A 16540-nucleotide genomic window follows, 5' to 3' on the forward strand; every position below is an offset into this window, starting at 1 on the left:
TTTTAGTCGCAGGTGACGTTAGCGCCCTGCCGCTGGTTAAACGCTGAAAAACGTTCGTCCAGCTCTGCCGCTTGTTCCACTGCTCCAAGATGACGCCACAGCAATACAACTAATTCCGCCGTGCACCACCCCTGTTGCCGCTGGTTACGCCGGAGAATATAGCGGGACGGCGTCGCCGACTGAATTTGCCACTTAGGCAATGAGTGCAAATAAGGGCTTTGGTTATACATTTTCTGCGCTTGTTGCCAGGTTGCGTCGAGCAGGATAAAACCGGCAGGCATTGAGAACGTTGTGCTGACCGGGCTATCAACGTCAATTTGGTGAGCTGTAGGCGCGGGAAACAACAGGACATAATCAGACATAGCAAGTTGCTGCAACAGCAAAGGGTCTGGCGCTTTGCGTTGCCAACTTAGCTGGCGGACAGACCAATCAGAACGGTCACGCAAAGCAGTTTGTGGCGATCCCAGCAGCAACCGGCCGGTATTTGTCGGCCGCTCGAGTTCGGTACTATGGGTCAGCAGAACCAGTTCAGGCACGGCTTCAGCGCTGTAGCCAAGGCACCAGATATTCAGGTGTTTTACTGAACGTCAGCGCACCGCCCGCAGACTCAGCTAAACCGGTCAGGTCGACCTGGCATTGTTTGGCGGTACAATTCACGCGACTGCGCAAGGTCGCCGGCACATCAGTCACCAGCGCATCTTCAGCAAACAGCACTGTCACACCGGTCATCTCGGGCAGGAAATATTTGCCAAGACCCGCAAGGTCTTTTAATAAGCCCTGAAACTGCAGATGCGTTTTCTGCAATTGCGCCAGTTGCAAGGTCTTGTCCAAAGGCATCCGGCTACGCAGGCGGAAATTCAAATCACATGGCACCGCATCCGCTTGTTGTTTAAGCAGAATCAACGCTTTGCGGCTATTCAATAATTCATTATAAGGCAGGATCAACTCGCCATTGGCGGCAAAGGTCAGTGGCTCCGAACTGATATCGGTCGTGATTGCAGCCGAATCAATCACACAGCGTTCACTGCTTCCGGCTTTTTGCAACAAAAACGCCAAGGTAATGTCGCTGTATTCGGCTTTTTCGCTTTTTTTCATCCGCGCATAAAAGCCGTCGTAGTTAAACACTGTATCCGCATGCAGTGGCACCAACGTCAGCAGCAGACAGCTCAGAAGCAGGGTTTTCGCTTGGTACAGTTTCAACTTAACTTTGTCCAATTATTTTGCTGGTTGCGATGATCATCGCGCTGATCTCTTCCACATATTGTTGGCCCCGCTCAGAATAACGCGCCAGCCCCACTGCGAGCTTTTCCGCTGCAACGTGACCATCCTGCGCCCGGGCTTTGGCGCGGATCGCGCGTAATTCTTCGTAGACATAAAAGGTATTGAGGTTATAAAAGTAGGCATTCACACTTTCGGCAGCATGGGCGAACACTGCGACTTCATGATATTTACCCTGACCACGTTTGGACGGCACCACACCGCAGCCGGTTTTAAAGCACCACTGGCCAAAAAAGTTATAGCCTTCCGTGGTAAAGCGGCTACTGCCCCAGCCCGACTCTTTTGCAGCCTGCGTTAACACCAGGCTGACCGGCAATACGTCAACGCGCGCCAGCAGCTCGCGGACACCATCTAAATCAGCGTCCATCATATCAATTTTAAATTCGTCAAACAGACTATAGATAAAAGCGTATTCTTCAACCGTCAGCTGTTGTTGCTGCTGTAATTTGCCGGCCAACTCGTCGATTTGCCGGCGCAGTTTCAGGATCCGGGCATTTTCACGCTCGATATATGGCGTCAGATAGGCAAAAAAAGCCTTTTTCCGGCTGTCGGTATCTTTAATCGCGGAGAAATCCGGTACTGGTTTTAATTCCGGCATCAGATCCGGATAAGTCAGGCGCGATAGCAGCTTCAACTGATCTTCCGACTCCAGCGCAGACAGTTTGCTAGGCATCTGCCAGTCGGCCAGTTGTTGTGCTTCAGCACGCGGATCAGCCTGCATAAAGGGATAAACCGCAGCACAGCCCACCAATAAGGTGGCCAGGCCGAGGCCGCTCAGTTTAAGCAAGTTGTTCATTGGTAGTTCCTCGTCTTTACGGGTCTGACCAGAAAAAAACTCTGGTAACAGGCGCCTGCGCATAACAACGCATTTTACAAAGCACTGACGCAAAGGGGGCGTATTCTAGCTGCTTCCGACGATTTTTTCGACTAAAAATTCCGTAAAGTGCGATTCAAAAAACTTCAAAAAATTTTATCACATTGTTTTTAATGGTTTTTATCGAAAACAATTCGGCTCTGTTTGGATAGTTTTAAACAAGATTTTATGCCCCAGCTGCTGCTCCAGCACTTGTCGTAAATCAAAAAAACTGGTGACTGGCCAGTGCCTGCCACTGAGACAATTACAACAAAACCGGTGGCAATTGTTACTGATCAGATCGTAGGTCTGGTAGGTAAAAATCTGACTGGCGGCGCGTTCGGCAGCAGCTGTATTGCCGATAGGATTACCACGGCTGTCACAGGCCACCATCAACTCTTCGCCACTGCGGTTATCCATAAAGCGGGCGACGGAGACACTGCGTACCAGCCCAGTGCCTTGCAGTTCAACAATCTGACCTTCGCCTATATAAATGCCGGTATGCTCAAACAGGTGGAAAATTTCACAGACCACCAGCGCACCCAGCGGAACTTCTGACAATTTAACCATCCAGACTCCCGAATGCTGATTTTTTCTGGCAGTATGGAGATGGATGCCTGTGCACGCTGTTACCAGGTGTAAGCAAACACTACCAGAGACAATATTTAGACTCATCATACGGAGGCTGTAAAGGAAGGGTTATGAAACCAATTGAGCGATCGAAAAAGTTAGATGGAGTTTGTTATGACATTCGCGGCCCGGTAGCTCGCGAAGCGAAACGGATGGAAGAAGAAGGCCATCGCATTTTAAAGCTCAATATCGGTAATCCCGCCCCTTTTGGTTTTGAGGCGCCGGACGAGATCCTCAAGCATGTGATCCATAACCTGCCGACCGCGCAAGGTTACAGCGATTCTCAGGGCATTTATCCGGCCCGGGTTGCGGTTGCGCAGTATTATCAGTCGCGTGGCATTCGTGGTGCCGACGCGGACGACGTTTATATTGGTAATGGCGTGTCAGAACTTATTTTGATGGCGCTGCAGGGCTTGCTTAATAACGGCGACGAAGTGTTGATCCCATCACCGGATTATCCATTATGGACAGCAGCCGTGAATCTGGCCGGTGGCAAAGCCGTGCATTATCGCTGTGATGAATTGGCCGACTGGTATCCGGACACGGCCGATATCCGCGCCAAAATTACCTCGAATACCAAAGCTATTGTCCTGATCAACCCGAATAACCCTACTGGTGCGGTCTACAACGACGCGTTGCTGCTGGATATTCTGAGCATCGCGCGTGAACATGGCTTAGTCGTCCTTGCTGACGAAATCTACGATAAAATTCTGTACGACGGCGCGACGCATACACCAACCGCTTCATTAGCCGATGATTTAGTGGTACTGACCTTTGGTGGTCTGTCGAAAAACTACCGCATCGCCGGTTTCCGCGTTGGCTGGTTGTTTATCTCCGGCGCTAAACAGCGCGCACGTCCTTTCATCGAAGGTCTGAACATTCTGGCGTCGATGCGGCTTTGTGCCAACGTGCCGGTGCAACATGCCGTACAAACCGCGTTAGGCGGCTATCAGAGTATCAATGAGTTGGTGGTCCCTGGCGGTCGCTTATACGACCAGATGGATGTCGCACACCGTCTGGTCAATGAAATTGACGGTCTGAGCTGCGTAAGACCGAAAGGGGCGATGTATTTGTTCCCGAAAATTGACCGGAAAAAATTCCCAATCAAAGACGATGAACTGATGGTGCTGGATTTCCTGCGTCAGCACAAAGTGTTGCTGGTACATGGCCGCGCATTTAACTGGCCGGAACCCGACCACTTCCGCATTGTCCTGCTGCCGCACAAAGAAGTGCTGGAACAGGCGATCGGCAAACTGGCGCAGTTCCTGCCCGGCTATCATCAGCTTTGAATACGCAATTAGTCAGGAGTGATGAATGACCAGCCATAGCCATTTTTTCGCCCATCTGTTTCGGATGAAGCTGATTAACCGCTGGCCGCTGATGCGTAACATCAACACTGAAAACGTCGCCGAGCATAGCCATCAGGTCGCACTGGTGGCGCATATGCTCGCTGTGATTGAACGGCAGTATTTCGGCGGTAATCTGGACCCGGAACGGGTCGCGACACTGGCGTTGTTTCATGACGCCAGCGAAGTGCTGACCGGTGATTTACCCACGCCGGTCAAATACTTCAATCCGCAAATTGCTGACGAGTACAAAAAGATTGAAGCCATCGCTGAGCAAAAACTATTGTCGATGTTGCCGCCTGAGTTACAGACTGTGTATCGCGACTATCTGCTTGGTGAATGTTACAGTCCGACCGAAAAGCTGTTGGTAAAAGCCGCAGATAATCTCTGCGCGTACTTAAAAACGCTGGAAGAAATTACCGCTGGCAATCGCGAATTTACTATCGCCCGCCGCCGGCTCGAGAAAATGCTCGCGGCCGCGCAGTCGCCGGCAGTGCAGTACTTTCTGGATACCTTTGTGCCGAGCTTCGCGTTATCACTCGATGAAATCAGTTTGGATCAGGAAGGTTTGTTGTAAGGCTAATTGAAATTAGCTGGATTGGCAGGGCACTTCGGTGCCCTGCTTCATTTCAGCCTCTGGCTGGCAACGGCATTAATGCCGGTGCGGATCCAGTGCGCCTTGCTGCTGGTTGCAGCCTTGATGCTCGTCGTGGTCGTGGTCATGGTCGTGGTCGTGGTCGTGGTCGTGGTCGTGAACAGTTTTCAACGTGCCCGCGGCTTTGTCATCCCGGCTTCCCTTCTCGTCGCGACACAGCTCCGCCGGCCCTTCAAATTCTACCGTCGTATGCGCCAGTTGATACGGCTCCAATACCAGTCGGACTTCTTCTTTGTAATGACTGAGCTGGTGACTATCTGCATCGTTTTTCAAGCGCAAATGCACGGTCAGCACGTGCTGCTCGCCGTCCAGCGACCACAAATGCAGATGATGTGCACTTTCGACAAATGGTAAAGCGGTCAGCGCCTGTTCCAGCGCGGTTGTTAAAGCCGCATCCGGCGTGACCTGTAAAAACAGCGCAATGGTACGTTTCAGGCTGCGCCAGACATTCAGCAAGATAAATAAGGTGAACCCAATCGACAGCAGCGGGTCGAGGAAGGCCCAGCCGGTGAAATAAATCAGCACGCTGCCAACGAGGACTACAGCCCAGCCCAACACGTCTTCCAGCAAATGCCAGCTTAGAACCTGTTCGTTTTGCGTTTTGCCATGCTTGAGCTTCAGTACGGCAGCGCCATTGACCAGCACACCAAGCACCGCCAGCGCAATCATGCCGGGTGCATGTGGCAACACCGGCTCCCACAAACGTGGGATTGCGGTGACGAGGACCAATATGGAACCAACGACTAACACCACACCTGTGACAAGCGCGCTTAACAAAGACCAGCGCCGATAGCCATAACTGTACCGGCTGTTCGCCTCTTTCCCGGCAATTTTACTGGCCGCCCAGGCAAACCCAATCGCCAGACTATCACCGAGGTCATGTACGGCATCGGCCAGGATCGCCACGCTATTGGTCAGCAAACCGCCGACAATCTCAATCAACGTAAAACTGAAGTTCAGCCAAAACGCGGTGGCGATATTCTGACTTTCATGATGATGGTGGTGATGGTCGTGCGGCATGCCATTCTCCGGTGCGGATCACTGCAGCCTGTGACAGACAGGTGCAGCGCAATAGCAGTCACGATAAAAGCTGCCAAGCTGGAACACAAGCAAATTTGCCTGTCATTTCAGCAATTAAACCGCGACAGGCCGCATCTTGCTTGAGCGCTGGCGTTCACTGCGCTAGTCTGCAGCCAATTAGTTTAAGCGAGTGTTGTTATGTCAGGTTTTGTCGGGCGCATCGGAACTGTGTTGATTGGTAGCGTCTTTGCCTTGTATCCGTTATCTGCAGCGCAGGCATCTGCCAAATTTAAGCCACAGCAACCGCAATTCGTCGCCGGACAATGGCCGGATCGGAGTAGCGATTTGTGCCAAGTGGCAACTGAAACGCTGAAATACATTGATAAAGGCCAGAGTTATGACCCGGTTGCGATCCACGGCGGTAAAATTCCCGGCGCGACAGTACCTGTCGCCGACATTCGCGCTACCCTGCTTTATATCTGCCAAATCGCCAATGAAGATCAGGCTGCGGGCCGCAAATCACGCCTGACAGATCCGGCATTCATTGCACAGCATTTTAGTTTTGTGCGTTGGCTGCCAGATCAGGCGGGTGCCGCAAAGCTCTCGAAGAACAAGCCTTTGTTACAAAAATTGCCTGCCGACAAAATTCTGCAAACCAAATATTTTGTCAAAATTGCTGATGGCAGCCCGGTCAAAACCACCGAAAAGGATCAGGCGCTGTATGGGTTACCTTATGACGAGGCCAAACTCGACCTCGCGACTGCCGATGCTTTGGGTAAACAAATCACTCGTTTTCAGTTGGGCAAGCAGGATATAGTCCGGGGCGCGCTGGAAAAAACGCCACTGCGTGCGCCGGTTTTGTTCTGGTTAAGCCGTGAAGGCCTCGAAGGTGCCTTATTGCAGGGGACTGCGGTGGTGCCATCGGGTCAGGGTTACCGCTATTACAATGTCCATCGGACCAACGGCATTCCATATGACCGCAGCAAAACCCCGGAACAACAACAACGGTACTGGTACTTCAAAGAAGTGCAAAGTGTGTTGGGCTATGGCAAAGACGCCGATTATAAAATTCCGATTAAACCTGAAGTGACAGTAGCCGGCGATATTCCGCAGCTTGGCCTTGGCAAGTTAATCCTGCTGGCAACACCAGAATCCGGAGTAATGCATTATCGACTGACGATCCTGGCCGACACCGGTGGTGCTTTTGCCAATAATCTGTTTCAACTGGACTGGTTAAGCGGTTATTATCGGGGCTGGCCCGATTATTTCGCAGCCAATAAACACCGTGGTGATTACAGCCAGGCTTATCTGTTACTGAAAAAATAACTGAACCGGAGACCCGACTGCCGATGCAGCCGCGCCATCATTTTTTGTTGATTGTATGCCTGAGCTTGTTCGCGCCAGCCTGTTTAGCGTCGTTGGACTATGCCGCCTGGGCGCAGAAAAACCAAGACGGCAGCTGGACCCGTGCCGCAGAATCAGCCGTCGCTAATTCGCCGCTGATCCGCTTAAATCCGGCAGATATCACTCAATTTTGCCCCAATTACCCGAAGTTAGCTAAACCTGACCGACGTAAATTTTGGGTCGGTTTAATCTCTGCCATGAGCAAACCAGAAAGCAATTTTAAGCCGGAAGCCACCTACCGTGAACGTTTCCGTGACGGCAAAGGCAAACCAGTGGTGTCACGCGGCTTACTGCAAATTTCGATTGAAAGTGCTAACCAAAAACGGTACGACTGTGACATCCGCAGCCCCGCGCTGCTACATGATCCGGTGATTAATCTGGCTTGCGGTGTGCGCATTCTGTCGAAATGGGTCAGTACTGATGGGGTGATTGCCAGTCGTAATACGCAACAACATCAAGGTGGTGGTCGTTATTGGTCAACGCTACGGGCACAAAACGGCAAAGTAAGCGCAATCGCAGAATTCACCCGCGGCTTGCCGTTTTGTGGTCCACGCCAGCAACAACGTTTTAATGGGATCCGCCTGCGTCCAGCCGTACGCGCAACTGCTGCAAAATAAACGCTATCGCTTCCGGGTTCTGATAAGAATCATGTTGTGATGACACGATGATCTGCGCTTCAGCGCGCGGTTCATGTGCGCTGAAAAATGGCACAACCGAATCCGATAGACGCGCGCACGCCCCCTCATCATAACAATAAGGTTTATCATCACTGCCAACCACCGAATACACCGGTCTTTGATAAGGCAAGGTCGCGATTTTTTGCAGCAACGGGTGTTGCGGTGATAATACCTGCACACTATTCGGCCCGCCGTCTGATAAATAAGGCTGCATTTGCGGTGTGACTGTTTCCAGCCGGATGCGTTGAAACAGTTTTCGATTCAACCGGGCAAACATATCCGGAATCGTAATGAGTTCACTCGCCAGCCGGCTGTACCAGGCTTCTGCGAGCTCAGCGCCGTGATGCGGTGTGTCTAAAAAGAACACCGAATCAACATCTTGCCGCGCTTTAAACAAAAAGACTTCGCGATAACGTTGTAAATCTTTATCTTTCCCCGGCCAGGCCTCAGGCCGGAATAAAAAGGTTTCATCCCACAGCGCCATGCCGCTGTTGATGATAAAAGTCTTGGCGATTATCCCCCCCATGCTATGACCTATCACCACCATTGGCGTTTGTTTGGACAAGCCAACGCTTTGCTGCAGCTGATTTCGCATTTGGTCTACGTCGTTGCGTAAGCGCATCGCATTAAAAAATGGAGGCGCACCGCTTGGATAAAACGCATGCCAAACCTGATAATGGGCAGATAATTGTGGATCGCGGTAAATCGCATGGCTGAGTTTGAGCCATATCATCGGGCTGGAATTCAGCCCATGGATCATCAAAATGGGCATACGATCCGCGCGGACCGGGCCCGGGCTAAAGATGCCAAAATCATACCCAGGCTTGTTTCCATCCAGTAGTGCAGAAAACGCAGACTGGTCGATGCGGGCATCCCGCAATAACAAAAGAGTCGCGCTGGCCGGATCATAACTCAGCGGCACTTGCCTGCCCGCAAGCTGCATCTGCTGCGGCGCGGTCAGATAATGGCCTTTTAAGCTGATTGTCAGTTCATTGTTGACGATTTTTATTGCCTCAAGTGTCATCGTCACACTACGAAAAATGCCTTCACGCGGATAATACTGATCAAATGGCGCCCGGCTATGTCTGCGCTCCGCAACTAAGGCCACGCCGTAAGCATCCGGGTCTGGTAAAGGTGGCTGATAATAGGGATCTGCAAACCTGAGTTGCTGCACCGGGGTATAGTGACTAAACGGCATACCATGTTCGTCGATCGGAAGGTCTAACTTCAGGTGATAACCTTTGCCTTTGAGCTGCCATTGGCCCGCCACCAGATGATGCTGCACGAATTGATGCAGCGCAGACTGCTGTTCGCGCAATAATCGTTGAAATAGCCCGGCATCCGCGACAGGCTTTTTTAAAGCCTGGTGAGTACAAAAAAGTTTAATTAGCAGCTCTGATTCCACAGGCGGACATTGTGAGTCACTAGCTGAATTGATGCGCTTAATCAATTCAATAGACACAGCTATGTCTTGCGTCGTCGCAGGGACAACCGCAACCGGACTTTGCTGACAGCCTGCGATACAGCAAAAAACAGCGACAGCAATACTAGTCCGGCTCAGGGTCATTTGCATGAAGACAACAATCTGTAAAAACAGAATATCTTTATGCCATAAGCTTGCCCGAACAGCCAGACTTCAACGCCGAAACAAATAAGCCCGCAGTTTTTTGCCTGTATCTATCGGTTATTGCGGGATTTTTGCCAAAGCGAAGATCTGGCAAAACTGAAAATCCAACAGTTCTTTCAAACGCCGGTATGTCAAAACATCACCCACCAATAAACCGGTCAACGTCCTTGCGCCATTTAACACCGGCGCAATATTAAAGAGTGGTTGCAAGTGATCTGTACTATAGACAATAAAGTAGATAATCCTGATGAAGTACTAAATTAGTCCATGGTACGAAGGAAAACTTAGATGAATAAATTCACAAGTGTACTAATCGCGTTGTTATTACAGGCGACTTTTAGCCAATCATCCTTTGCACAAGAGGGAAAATCCGCTTTGGTGCCGTTACCCTCAGTCGACGACTTCTCCAGAGGCAAGGATGGTTGGAGCTTAGGACTCGGTTTTGGTATTGAATATGAAACAGCCTACGAAGGCTCAGATGAATTTGGCTTGGAAATCGAGCCTGCAGGTGGTCTGCAGTGGCGAAGTGGTGACAACATCTACTTTTTTGCTGGCGAAGCGCTTGGCTGGCGTGGTGTTCGTGGCGAGACCTGGCTGTTCGAAGCACTGATAGGCTTTGACGAAGGACGCAAGGAAAGTGATTCGGATGACGGCCATTTGTTCGGGCTGGGCGAGCAAAAAGAAGGTGCTGAACTGGTGTTACAAGCACGTCGCGCATTTGATGCCGATTGGCGCTATTGGCTGGTTGGACGTATCGTGACGGGAGGCGACGGAAGCCTTGGCCTGTTTGGCGTAGGTCGCCGCTTCGGCAATCATGTGGATGGCACAGGCTCTGAAGTTAATGTTGTTGTGGTAGTTCACGACGACGAATACGCCAACAAAGGCTTCGGCATCAATTCAGCCCAAGCGATGGCCTCCGGCTTAAATGAAACAAATCTGAGCGGTGGCATACGATCTGTTGGCATCAATTACAATTTCCGTAATCAAGTCCACCAGAACGGGCAGATCTATGGTGAAGCACTTTTTGAATATTTTAGTAGTGAGGTTCGGGAGAGCCCGATTGCCCGAAGTGACTATGAGGCTGAAATAGGTGTCGGTTTTATATACTTATTCTAACCAGTTTGGTGAGTTAACAGAGCCATTCTATACACAGCAAAACGCTTGTTCTGAACTAAGTAGTACTTAGCACCTGTTTATTCTGAAAAAGTATTTCTAATGCTGTAATACCATTTCCCACCGAATCCCATCGTGCTTCACAAGTTTTCGCAGATCTGGTGGTCTATTTTCTTACTCACCAACATCATAAAGCAAAAGGCCCACTCGACTGAGTGGGCCTTTTGCTTTATTGAGAGCCTTCATATCCCTCGCGGAGCTCGGGTGTGCTCAGCCCGCGTGTGACAGCCAGAAGCGCCAAACTGTTCGCGTTCTTAAACCCCTGCCCACTAATGGTTCGGTTGGCATGATGAAGTGCGGGTGGCTTCGTGGGAGTCTGCACCCTCGCGGAGCTTCGGGTGTGCTCATCAGCTGTGTGACGGCCAGAGCTGCAAAACTGTTTGCGTCCTGCAATTCAATACCGCGGCTTCGTGGGAGTCTGCACCCTCGCAGAGCTTCGGGTGTGTTCAGCCGGAAGAACGCAACATTGGTTGCGTTCTTAAACCCCGGCTTCACTGTACTACTCTACGCGCAGCAAACCGCTAGGGTCTAAATACAAAAAACCCCGCTCACTGAGCGGGGTTTTGTGTATTGGGAGCCTGGCGGTGTACTACTCTCGCATGGCAACTGCCACACTACCATCGTCGCAGCTGCGTTTCACTTCTGAGTTCGGAATGGATTCAGGTGGTTCCACAGCGCTATTGCCACCAGGCAAAAACTGTTTGTCTGTCTTTAACTAAGTAAGCTGATAATTCGTTTCACAACAACACACGCACTCAAAACAACTTGGGCGTTGTATGGTTAAGCCTCTCGGGCAATTAGTATGAGTTAGCTTAACGTGTCACCACGCTTCCACACCTCACCTATCAACGTTGTGGTCTCCAACGACCCTTATGTGTGCTCAAGGCACAAGGGATGACTCATCTCTTGGCCGGCTTCCCGCTTAGATGCTTTCAGCGGTTATCCGTTCCGAACGTAGCTACCGGGCAGTGCCATTGGCATGACAACCCGAACACCAGCGGTTCGTTCACTCCGGTCCTCTCGTACTAGGAGCAACTCCAATCAATCATCCAACGCCCACGGCAGATAGGGACCGAACTGTCTCACGACGTTCTAAACCCAGCTCGCGTACCACTTTAAATGGCGAACAGCCATACCCTTGGGACCGACTTCAGCCCCAGGATGTGATGAGCCGACATCGAGGTGCCAAACACCGCCGTCGATATGAACTCTTGGGCGGTATCAGCCTGTTATCCCCGGAGTACCTTTTATCCGTTGAGCGATGGCCCTTCCATACAGAACCACCGGATCACTAAGACCTACTTTCGTACCTGCTCGACGTGTCTGTCTCGCAGTTAAGCTGGCTTCTGCCTTTGCACTAACCGTACGATGTCCGACCGTACTTAGCCAACCTTCGTGCTCCTCCGTTACTCTTTAGGAGGAGACCGCCCCAGTCAAACTACCCACCAGACACTGTCCGCAGTCCCGATAAGGGACCTACGTTAGAACATCAAACATACAAGGGTGGTATTTCAAGGACGACTCCATCAGAACTGGCGTTCCAACTTCATAGTCTCCCACCTATCCTACACATGTAGGGTCAATGTTCAGTGCCAAGCTATAGTAAAGGTTCACGGGGTCTTTCCGTCTAGCCGCGGGTATACGGCATCTTCACCGCAATTTCAATTTCACTGAGTCTCTGGTGGAGACAGCCTGGCCATCATTACACCATTCGTGCAGGTCGGAACTTACCCGACAAGGAATTTCGCTACCTTAGGACCGTTATAGTTACGGCCGCCGTTTACCGGGGCTTCGATCAAGAGCTTCGCTTGCGCTAACCCCATCAATTAACCTTCCGGCACCGGGCAGGTGTCACACCCTATACGTCCTCTCTCGAGTTTGCAGAGTGCTGTGTTTTTAATAAACAGTTGCAGCCAGCTGGTCACTGCGACTCTCCGATGCTTACAGAGCAAGTCTTTCACATTAGAGAGCGTACCTTCTCCCGAAGTTACGGTACTATTTTGCCTAGTTCCTTCACCAGAGTTCTCTCAAGCGCCTTGGTATTCTCTACCTGACCACCTGTGTCGGTTTCGAGTACGGTCAACAGTACCTGAAGCTTAGAGGCTTTTCCTGGAAGCGTAGCATCAGCAACTTCACCACCGTAGTGGCTCGTCTCGTATCTCAGCATTAAGGAACCGGATTTACCTAATCCCTCTGCCTACGTACTTTCACATGGACTACCAACGCCATGCTTGCCTAGCTTTCTCCGTCCCCCCATCGCAGTACTGTCGGTACGGGAATATTAACCCGTTTCCCATCGACTACGGCTTTCGCCCTCGCCTTAGGGGCCGACTTACCCTACCCTGATTAGCATGGGATAGGAACCCTTGGTCTTCCGGCGGGGGAGTTTTTCACTCCCCTTATCGTTACTTATGTCAGCATTCGCACTTCTGATACCTCCAGCAGACTTCACAATCTACCTTCGCAGGCTTACAGAACGCTCCTCTACCACTTGCACATAATGCAAGTCCACAGCTTCGGTGCATGGTTTGAGCCCCGTTACATCTTCCGCGCAGACCGACTCGACTAGTGAGCTATTACGCTTTCTTTAAAGGGTGGCTGCTTCTAAGCCAACCTCCTAGCTGTCTATGCCTTTCCACATCGTTTTCCACTTAACCATGACTTTGGGACCTTAGCTGGTGGTCTGGGTTGTTTCCCTTTTCACGGCGGACGTTAGCACCCGTCGTGTGTCTCCCGAGTAGTACTCATTGGTATTCGGAGTTTGCAAAGGGTTGGTAAGTCGGGATGACCCCCTAGCCTTAACAGTGCTCTACCCCCAATGGTATTCGCTCGAGGCGCTACCTAAATAGCTTTCGAGGAGAACCAGATATCTCCCGGCTTGATTAGCCTTTCACCCCTATCCACACGTCATCCCCTAATTTTTCAACATTAGTGGGTTCGGTCCTCCAGTTAGTGTTACCCAACCTTCAACCTGCACATGGATAGATCGCCGGGTTTCGGGTCTACGCCTTGCAACTATTCGCCCAGTTAAGACTCGGTTTCCCTACGGCTCCCCTATTCGGTTAACCTCGCTACAAAACGTAAGTCGCTGACCCATTATACAAAAGGTACGCAGTCACCCCACAAGGAGGCTCCCACTGCTTGTACGTACACGGTTTCAGGTTCTATTTCACTCCCCTAACAGGGGTTCTTTTCGCCTTTCCCTCACGGTACTGGTTCACTATCGGTCAGTCAGGAGTATTTAGCCTTGGAGGATGGTCCCCCCATGTTCAAACAGGATGTCTCGTGTCCCGTCCTACTCGTTTTCATTGATAACAACGCTTCGTGTACGGGGCTATCACCCTGTATCGCTCATATTTCCAGATGATTCCACTGCATTGCTATCAACTTAAGGGCTAGCCCCCTTTCGCTCGCCGCTACTAAGGGGATCTCGGTTGATTTCTTTTCCTCGGGGTACTTAGATGTTTCAGTTCTCCCGGTTCGCCTCGTATGACTATGTATTCATCATACGATAGTGTGTAAACACACTGGGTTTCCCCATTCGGACATCTGTGAGTCTAACGTCTCTTACCGACTTCTCACAGCTTTTCGCAGGTTAGCACGTCCTTCATCGCCTCTGACTGCCAAGGCATCCACCGTGTACGCTTAGTCACTTAACCATACAACCCCAAATTGTCTTTGACGTCGTACGTTGTTGTGAGTAAGGTTCACAATAAAATTGTTGACCTTATTTATTACTTTCTATCAGCTTACCTAATTGTTAAAGAGCAGTATGAGCGTAAAGCTCAAATCACAACACACCGCAGTGCATTCTGATTTGAACTCAAACAGTTATTTTCTTCGCTTATGATTTCACTTGATTCACAAGGAATGGTGGAGTTAAGCGGGATCGAACCGCTGACCTCCTGCGTGCAAGGCAGGCGCTCTCCCAGCTGAGCTATAACCCCATACAGGCGATATTGGTTGGTCTGAGTAGACTCGAACTACCGACCTCACCCTTATCAGGGGTGCGCTCTAACCACCTGAGCTACAGACCAGCCGTAACCGCAATGGGTCTTACTGTTTGCTCTACATGACAATCAATCATCTGTGTGGACACTTCGTTAAATCTGTTCGCTTTTGGTAAGGAGGTGATCCAACCCCAGGTTCCCCTAGGGTTACCTTGTTACGACTTCACCCCAGTCATGAATCACAAAGTGGTAAGCGCCCTCCCGAAGGTTAAGCTACCTACTTCTTTTGCAACCCACTCCCATGGTGTGACGGGCGGTGTGTACAAGGCCCGGGAACGTATTCACCGCAACATTCTGATTTGCGATTACTAGCGATTCCGACTTCACGCAGTCGAGTTGCAGACTGCGATCCGGACTACGATATGCTTTAAGAGATCCGCTCACCATCGCTGGCTTGCCTCCCTCTGTACATACCATTGTAGCACGTGTGTAGCCCTACTCGTAAGGGCCATGATGACTTGACGTCGTCCCCACCTTCCTCCGGTTTATCACCGGCAGTCTCCCTAGAGTTCCCGACATAACTCGCTGGCAACTAAGGATAAGGGTTGCGCTCGTTGCGGGACTTAACCCAACATTTCACAACACGAGCTGACGACAGCCATGCAGCACCTGTCTTACAGTTCCCGAAGGCACAACCGCATCTCTGCAGTCTTCTGTAGATGTCAAGAGTAGGTAAGGTTCTTCGCGTTGCGTCGAATTAAACCACATGCTCCACCGCTTGTGCGGGCCCCCGTCAATTCATTTGAGTTTTAATCTTGCGACCGTACTCCCCAGGCGGTCTACTTAATGCGTTAGCTGCGCTACTCACGACACAAGGTCACGAACAGCTAGTAGACATCGTTTACGGCGTGGACTACCAGGGTATCTAATCCTGTTTGCTCCCCACGCTTTCGCACCTGAGCGTCAGTGTTGTGCCAGGGGGCCGCCTTCGCCACTGGTATTCCTCCAAATCTCTACGCATTTCACCGCTACACTTGGAATTCTACCCCCCTCTCACACACTCTAGTTTTCCAGTTTCAAATGCAATTCCCAGGTTGAGCCCGGGGCTTTCACATCTGACTTAAAAAACCGCCTACGTGCGCTTTACGCCCAGTAATTCCGATTAACGCTTGCACCCTCTGTATTACCGCGGCTGCTGGCACAGAGTTAGCCGGTGCTTCTTCTGCGAGTAACGTCAAGAAGCTGTGCTATTAACACAACTCCCTTCCTCCTCGCTGAAAGTGCTTTACAACCCGAAGGCCTTCTTCACACACGCGGCATGGCTGGATCAGGCTTGCGCCCATTGTCCAATATTCCCCACTGCTGCCTCCCGTAGGAGTCTGGACCGTGTCTCAGTTCCAGTGTGGCTGATCATCCTCTCAAACCAGCTAGGGATCGTCGCCTTGGTGAGCCATTACCCCACCAACTAGCTAATCCCACGTAGGCGCATCCGATAGCATGTGGCCCGAAGGTCCCACACTTTGGTCCGTAGACATTATGCGGTATTAACAGTCGTTTCCAACTGGTATCCCCCTCTATCGGGTAGCTTCCTACGCATTACTCACCCGTCCGCCGCTAGGTCCGAAAACCCCGCTCGACTTGCATGTGTTAGGCCTGCCGCCAGCGTTCAATCTGAGCCATGATCAAACTCTTCAATTAAAAGTTTTTTGCTGYCGAAACAGCTGCTCAGTTTACTGACTAAATAAATTGACTATATAGTCACTCAACTGAAGATTTTATTCGTATCATGCGATACATCTTCAACGAGTGCCCACACAGATGATTGATTGCTAATTGTTAAAGAGCGTGCTTCGACTTCGAAGCGGGAGGCGTATCTTACACTTCCCAGATTTTAAGTCAAGCAGAGAAATTTACTATTTAAATAAAC

At 50.8% G+C, this 16540-nt stretch carries 11 protein-coding genes, 2 tRNA genes and 3 rRNA genes; 5 read left to right on the forward strand and 11 right to left on the reverse strand.

The window, feature by feature from the left end:
* Window positions 1–2 precede the first annotated feature (2 nt).
* From ATY27_RS15880 to ATY27_RS15895, 4 genes are all read right to left on the reverse strand, one after another.
* Window positions 3–536 carry a DTW domain-containing protein gene (locus tag ATY27_RS15880; RefSeq protein ID WP_208931586.1) on the reverse strand — a complete coding sequence of 178 codons (534 nt, stop codon included), beginning with the start codon at window positions 534–536 and terminating at the stop codon, window positions 3–5.
* Between the two features lie 4 nt (window positions 537–540).
* A complete protein-coding gene (locus ATY27_RS15885) occupies window positions 541–1200 on the reverse strand; it encodes a DUF2987 domain-containing protein (protein WP_208931587.1) in 660 nt (219 codons plus the stop codon).
* A 1-nt stretch (window position 1201) separates the two neighbouring features.
* The gene (locus ATY27_RS15890) at window positions 1202–2074 is read right to left on the reverse strand and encodes a glucosaminidase domain-containing protein (protein ID WP_208931588.1); all 873 of its coding nucleotides are present in this window, start codon (window positions 2072–2074) and stop codon (window positions 1202–1204) included.
* Window positions 2075–2272: 198 nt separating this feature from the next.
* Window positions 2273–2701 (reverse strand): lecithin retinol acyltransferase family protein, encoded by a 429-nt coding sequence (locus tag ATY27_RS15895; protein ID WP_244151336.1) that lies wholly within the window; start codon window positions 2699–2701, stop codon window positions 2273–2275.
* A 131-nt stretch (window positions 2702–2832) separates the two neighbouring features.
* On the opposite strand from ATY27_RS15895, the gene ATY27_RS15900 reads away from it, so the two are divergent.
* Both ATY27_RS15900 and yfbR read left to right on the forward strand, forming a co-directional pair.
* Window positions 2833–4050, forward strand: a complete 1218-nt coding sequence (locus ATY27_RS15900; protein ID WP_208931590.1) for a pyridoxal phosphate-dependent aminotransferase — start codon at window positions 2833–2835, stop codon at window positions 4048–4050.
* Between the two features lie 25 nt (window positions 4051–4075).
* The gene (gene yfbR / locus ATY27_RS15905; protein WP_208931591.1) at window positions 4076–4684 is read left to right on the forward strand and encodes a 5'-deoxynucleotidase; all 609 of its coding nucleotides are present in this window, start codon (window positions 4076–4078) and stop codon (window positions 4682–4684) included.
* Between the two features lie 75 nt (window positions 4685–4759).
* On the opposite strand, the gene ATY27_RS15910 is transcribed toward yfbR, so the two are convergent.
* A complete protein-coding gene (locus ATY27_RS15910; RefSeq protein WP_244151337.1) occupies window positions 4760–5782 on the reverse strand; it encodes a cation diffusion facilitator family transporter in 1023 nt (340 codons plus the stop codon).
* A 198-nt stretch (window positions 5783–5980) separates the two neighbouring features.
* Between ATY27_RS15910 and ATY27_RS15915 the strand changes: the two genes are divergently transcribed.
* Both ATY27_RS15915 and ATY27_RS15920 read left to right on the forward strand, forming a co-directional pair.
* The gene (locus ATY27_RS15915) at window positions 5981–7108 is read left to right on the forward strand and encodes a hypothetical protein (RefSeq protein ID WP_208931592.1); all 1128 of its coding nucleotides are present in this window, start codon (window positions 5981–5983) and stop codon (window positions 7106–7108) included.
* Between the two features lie 23 nt (window positions 7109–7131).
* Window positions 7132–7803, forward strand: coding sequence for a transglycosylase SLT domain-containing protein (locus tag ATY27_RS15920; RefSeq protein ID WP_208931593.1), 672 nt, complete (start codon window positions 7132–7134; stop codon window positions 7801–7803).
* On the opposite strand, the gene ATY27_RS15925 is transcribed toward ATY27_RS15920, so the two are convergent.
* A complete protein-coding gene (locus tag ATY27_RS15925; RefSeq protein WP_208931594.1) occupies window positions 7754–9148 on the reverse strand; it encodes an alpha/beta fold hydrolase in 1395 nt (464 codons plus the stop codon). The genes ATY27_RS15920 and ATY27_RS15925 overlap by 50 nt on opposite strands.
* Window positions 9149–9778: 630 nt before the next feature.
* Between ATY27_RS15925 and ATY27_RS15930 the strand changes: the two genes are divergently transcribed.
* Window positions 9779–10606 (forward strand): MipA/OmpV family protein, encoded by an 828-nt coding sequence (locus ATY27_RS15930; protein ID WP_208931595.1) that lies wholly within the window; start codon window positions 9779–9781, stop codon window positions 10604–10606.
* Window positions 10607–11239: 633 nt separating this feature from the next.
* Here ATY27_RS15930 and rrf read toward each other — a convergent pair.
* The 5 genes from rrf to ATY27_RS15955 all read right to left on the reverse strand — a co-directional run bounded on the left by rrf (window position 11240) and on the right by ATY27_RS15955 (window position 16311).
* Window positions 11240–11354: ribosomal RNA gene (gene rrf, locus ATY27_RS15935) — 5S ribosomal RNA — on the reverse strand.
* 85 nt (window positions 11355–11439) lie between these two features.
* Window positions 11440–14322, reverse strand: a 23S ribosomal RNA gene (locus ATY27_RS15940).
* A gap of 212 nt (window positions 14323–14534) precedes the next feature.
* Window positions 14535–14610 (reverse strand) — tRNA-Ala (locus ATY27_RS15945).
* A gap of 13 nt (window positions 14611–14623) precedes the next feature.
* Window positions 14624–14700 (reverse strand) — tRNA-Ile (locus ATY27_RS15950).
* 86 nt (window positions 14701–14786) lie between these two features.
* Window positions 14787–16311: ribosomal RNA gene (locus ATY27_RS15955) — 16S ribosomal RNA — on the reverse strand.
* The 16S, 23S and 5S rRNA genes sit together here with 2 tRNA genes alongside, the layout of an rRNA operon.
* Window positions 16312–16540 lie beyond the last annotated feature (229 nt).

Source organism: Rheinheimera sp. F8 (assembly GCF_001518915.1).

Coding starts and splice junctions, on each gene's coding strand:
- ATY27_RS15890 (WP_208931588.1), bottom strand. CDS start 2,074: ATGAACAACTTGCTTAAACTGAGCGGCCTCGGCCTGGCCACCTTATTG.
- ATY27_RS15920 (WP_208931593.1), top strand. CDS start 7,132: ATGCAGCCGCGCCATCATTTTTTGTTGATTGTATGCCTGAGCTTGTTC.
- ATY27_RS15895 (WP_244151336.1), bottom strand. CDS start 2,701: ATGGTTAAATTGTCAGAAGTTCCGCTGGGTGCGCTGGTGGTCTGTGAA.
- ATY27_RS15900 (WP_208931590.1), top strand. CDS start 2,833: ATGAAACCAATTGAGCGATCGAAAAAGTTAGATGGAGTTTGTTATGAC.
- ATY27_RS15915 (WP_208931592.1), top strand. CDS start 5,981: ATGTCAGGTTTTGTCGGGCGCATCGGAACTGTGTTGATTGGTAGCGTC.
- ATY27_RS15910 (WP_244151337.1), bottom strand. CDS start 5,782: ATGCCGCACGACCATCACCACCATCATCATGAAAGTCAGAATATCGCC.
- yfbR (WP_208931591.1), top strand. CDS start 4,076: ATGACCAGCCATAGCCATTTTTTCGCCCATCTGTTTCGGATGAAGCTG.
- ATY27_RS15930 (WP_208931595.1), top strand. CDS start 9,779: ATGAATAAATTCACAAGTGTACTAATCGCGTTGTTATTACAGGCGACT.